Source organism: Geminicoccus sp. (assembly GCF_036263595.1).
In the GTDB taxonomy this organism is placed as follows: Bacteria; Pseudomonadota; Alphaproteobacteria; order Geminicoccales; family Geminicoccaceae; genus Geminicoccus.
Map to the genome: position 1 here is coordinate 1 of NZ_DATAGQ010000105.1, position 3,862 is coordinate 3,862.

A 3,862-nucleotide genomic window follows, 5' to 3' on the forward strand; every position below is an offset into this window, starting at 1 on the left:
CGCTCAGCCGCAGAACCTCGTCGCGGCTTGGGGGAAGAACGCCGCGTACCACTTCGTGTTCACCCGCCAGAACCGAGGCAAGCTCGATGGGCTCACACGTCTCGTCGAGCGCGGGCTGGTGAAGCCCGTGATCGGGGCGACGCTGCCGCTGGCACGGATGGGAGAGGCGCACGACGTTCTGGAGAACGGCACCACGCGGGGCCTGCGCGGCAAGGTCGCGATCGATGTGACGGGCGAGGCGCTCGCCTTGCCCTCCGTTCGGCAGGCCGCCTGACGCATTGCGGGGGTCGACCGGCAGTTCCTGGCGCCGGTTGCCCCCTCGTTCCACTCGGGAAAATTGTGATGGTGACTTAAGTTGGGGAAGGTGGGGTCAGGTCTTGCGTTCCCGCACTGCCCAACTGCCAGACCTTCCGCCCGCTTCAGTTCTGCATGATACCTTCCCGTAGCTCAGGAAGGTCTTGCTCGTGGTCGATCTGCCGGCTTGGCAAGCAAGGATCCCCCACCCCCGGAGGTCACGGACCATGGCCCGCCCGCTTCGCCTGAAGTTTCCTCATTACCTTCTACCATGTCACGTCCCGCGGCCATGCGCGGGCCGCCATCGTCCTTGACGATGCATGTGGGAGGTGGGGTCAGGTCTTGCATGCCCGCACCTTCCCGCTTCTGGCACCTTCATGTTGGTCGGATCCGCGTACCTCGCACGCCGCCATGGCGCACGAAGGCCTTGCTCCCCTCGATTCTGCCCGCATGGCAGCAGCAATCTCTCGTCCTTCACCCTGCACAGCGACGTCGTCCATGGGTCGAGCCCGGCGGTCTAGAACCTTCTGGACGTGAGTTCTCGGATCCCTGGCGGCCTCTCCCTCAGCCCTATGGCCCCTGGTCGTCGTGCAGTAGCCTGTTACACGGAATGACGGGACATGATGAAGCTGAGGAAGCAGGCGATGCCGACCATGGCTGTCACGTTGCGAAGCATCCCGGATACCGAGGCATGTGTCGGATGGGCAGGTCCCTATTCGGTCGTCGTCGATCCCCCGGAAGGGAAGGCAGGCGGCCTGGGCCTCGGCTTCAATGGCGGTCAGTTGCTTGCCCTGGCCATCGGCGGGTGCTTTTGCAACGACCTCTATTATGTGGCACATGCCATGGAGATCCGGCTACCAGCGGTAGCGGTCGATGTCACGGTGACGTTCGACGGGGAACCACTTCTTGCAACGGCAGCTACGGTCCGGATCTCGGTTGAACCGGTTGACAAGAACGCCGACACCGCGGCCTGATCGAGCGCGCCAAGGCAACCTCCACCGTGAGCAACTCGATCTCGCGCGGAATGACGGTCGAGGTTTCAGAAAGGGTTCGCTGATGTTGGCTGGCTCGCCGGGGAAGCTGGAAGCCGCCCTGAGCAGCGCCGGCTTGCAGCACATCAGGATCGGGCGGCAGGCATGATCGACGTGGTGGCGGCACGGGTAGCGGCGGGCCGGCGGCCCTGACCCGGGACAGGCGGTAGCCACCACCTTCGCGCGATGGCGACGAGGATCCTTCACGTTAGAAGCCATGATCGTTCCTCAGGCGAACGAACGAACATCCTGCATTCTCTGCCCAGGTCCTCGCAAGCGTATCGGTCGACCACTCAATGGACGAGAACCTGCGCAGCCTGCTTCGTCTTCTGGATGGCTTCCGCTGCGTTGACCACCGCGGAGGAGATCTCCTCGATGTTGGACGAGACGGTCGAGACGGCACCGGATGCCCGTCTGCATGCTGCTGGACATGCTCTGCGTCAGGGCATTCTGCTCGTCCACGGAGGAAGAGGTGAGGGTCACGCTTTCTCGCACCGTCGTCACGGCCTGACGAATGGCCGAAAGCGCCTCGGCGACCTCGACCGACGTCGCCTGGATACCGTTGATCTCCGTGGAGATCTGCTCGGTGGCCTTGGCCGCCTGAATCGCCAGATCCTTCACCTCCGAAGCCACGACGGCAAATCCTCTGCCGGCTTCACCCGCCCTGGCCGCCTCGATCGCCGCGTTGAGGGCGAGAAGGTTGATCTGGCTGGCGACCTTCCTGATCAGTTCCACGATCCGGTTCATGGCCTGGGCAGCACTGGCAAGTGTCTCCGTTCTCCTGCTGGCGGCCATCGTCTGCCCGAACATGTCCTCGGTGGCGTCGCGCGATCTGGCCATGCTCCGGGAGATTTCGGCGATGGAGGCCGCTAGCTGTTCCGCGCCCGCCGCAACGCGCTGCACGTGATCCAGCGTGCTGGCCGCGGCCGTCGACGCCAGTCGCGACCCGGATGTCGACAGATCGATGGCCCGCTCGATCTCGGTGAAATTCTGGTCGATCAGGATCTTCAGATGGCTCAGGAGCTTGACCTGCGAGGTGACGTCGGTGGCGAACTTTACCACCTTGGCGACCTTGCCGTGCATGTCCAGGATCGGGTTGTAGGCACCCTCGATCCAGATCTCCTTCCCGTCTTTGCCGATCCGCTTGAACTGGGCCGCCTGGTACTTGCCGTCCCGCAGGTTCTTCCACAACTCCACATAGTCCGGGCTGTCCCGGTGGGACGGTTCCACGAACATGCTGTGGTGCTTGCCGCGGATCTCGTCGAGCGTGTACCCCATGGCTTTGAGGAAGTTCTCGTTGGCATCGACAATGATGCCGTCGATGGTGAACTCGATCACGGCCTGCGACCGGCTGATCGCGGCCATCTGCGCAGCATAGTCCAGGTTGAGCAGTCGGTGCTTGGCATCGGCCCACTCAACGACGAAGCCGATGCGCTTGCCGCGCTCGACCAGCGGCGTCACCAGGAGGTCGAACGCCCAGGGTCCGACCTGGATCGTGGCACTGTGAGGCTTGTCCAGGGCACCCAGCATCTTGCGCTGGTGGGCGGGGTTCTTGTGAAAGATGTCGATATTGCTGCCGACCAGCTTGTCGACGCTGAACTTCGGCAACTCCTTCTTCAGGTCGCTCTCCGCGTCGCGCATGAGCCTGACGACGGCATCGTTCATATAGATGATGTTCAAATTGCAGTCTGCGATCATCACATTGGCACGCAGCATCCCGAGGGCAGTGTTCATGACCCTCGACCCGCCGTTTCCGCTTCTGCCAAACACCATCAGGCTCCTCGACGCTTCGATGTCGCCAGGATGCCAGCCAAAGCTTTACGGTTGATGAACGGCGACCAAGAAAACGGCAGCCAGGCCAAGTGTGCGGAAGGCAGGTCCTGCCTTTTCGTCCTTGCCAGCATCTGGCCCCTCGCTCCGTCAGCTCCACATGACGCGTCGCCACAGCTCAAGAAGGCCTTGCTCGTCTCTGCCCCACCGGCCTCGCGGGGGACGATCAGCGTCGATGGCGTTCACAGGTCACGGTCCGGCCGCTTCGGCTGGAGTTCCCGGCACCTTCCACTAAGCCATAGCCTGTAGCGATGCATGGGCAGCCGTCGTCCTCGACGAGGATCGCCAGCCTTGGTGTCGATCCTCAACAGCGGCGGTGCTGCGCCGAGGCCGGCGCCGGAAGACGCGGCACCTACCGCCCCGCCACGCCTGCCCCACCCATCCCCATCATCCCCTGCACCATCGCCGCCAGCGCCGCGCCCTGCACCAGGTCCGTATCCCCCGGACCGCCAAAGTCGATCAGCACCCGCAGCCTGACGATCCCCTTCTCGATCCCCGCCACCATCGCCAGCAGCTTCCGCCCCCCATCCGACCGGCACTGCTCCTCCGCGCGCCTGGGCAACGGCACGCTGCCCATCAGCAAGAGGTCGCCTGTCCGCAACAGCGTATGCGCCGGGCTGAAGAACCCCGGCATCAGCATCTCCTCCACCGGGCAGTTGTCGCCATAGGCCCACATGGCCCACTCGTTGCCGCCTTGCACGCAGAAG

General features: G+C 63.9%; 4 protein-coding genes. 2 read left to right on the forward strand and 2 right to left on the reverse strand.

The window, feature by feature from the left end:
* Together VHL31_RS09480 and VHL31_RS09485 are read left to right on the forward strand one after the other, a co-directional pair.
* Window positions 1-274 (forward strand): zinc-binding dehydrogenase (locus VHL31_RS09480; protein WP_329660964.1); only part of this gene is annotated, 274 nt, incomplete at its 5' end.
* Between the two features lie 640 nt (window positions 275-914).
* Window positions 915-1,268 carry an OsmC family protein gene (locus VHL31_RS09485; protein WP_329660965.1) on the forward strand — a complete coding sequence of 118 codons (354 nt, stop codon included), beginning with the start codon at window positions 915-917 and terminating at the stop codon, window positions 1,266-1,268.
* A 285-nt stretch (window positions 1,269-1,553) separates the two neighbouring features.
* Here VHL31_RS09485 and VHL31_RS09490 read toward each other — a convergent pair whose 3' ends face one another.
* Window positions 1,554-3,059 (reverse strand): PAS domain-containing methyl-accepting chemotaxis protein, encoded by a 1,506-nt coding sequence (locus tag VHL31_RS09490; RefSeq protein WP_329660966.1) that lies wholly within the window; start codon window positions 3,057-3,059, stop codon window positions 1,554-1,556.
* A gap of 448 nt (window positions 3,060-3,507) precedes the next feature.
* Window positions 3,508-3,862 (reverse strand): hypothetical protein (locus VHL31_RS09495; protein WP_329660967.1); only part of this gene is annotated, 355 nt, incomplete at its 5' end.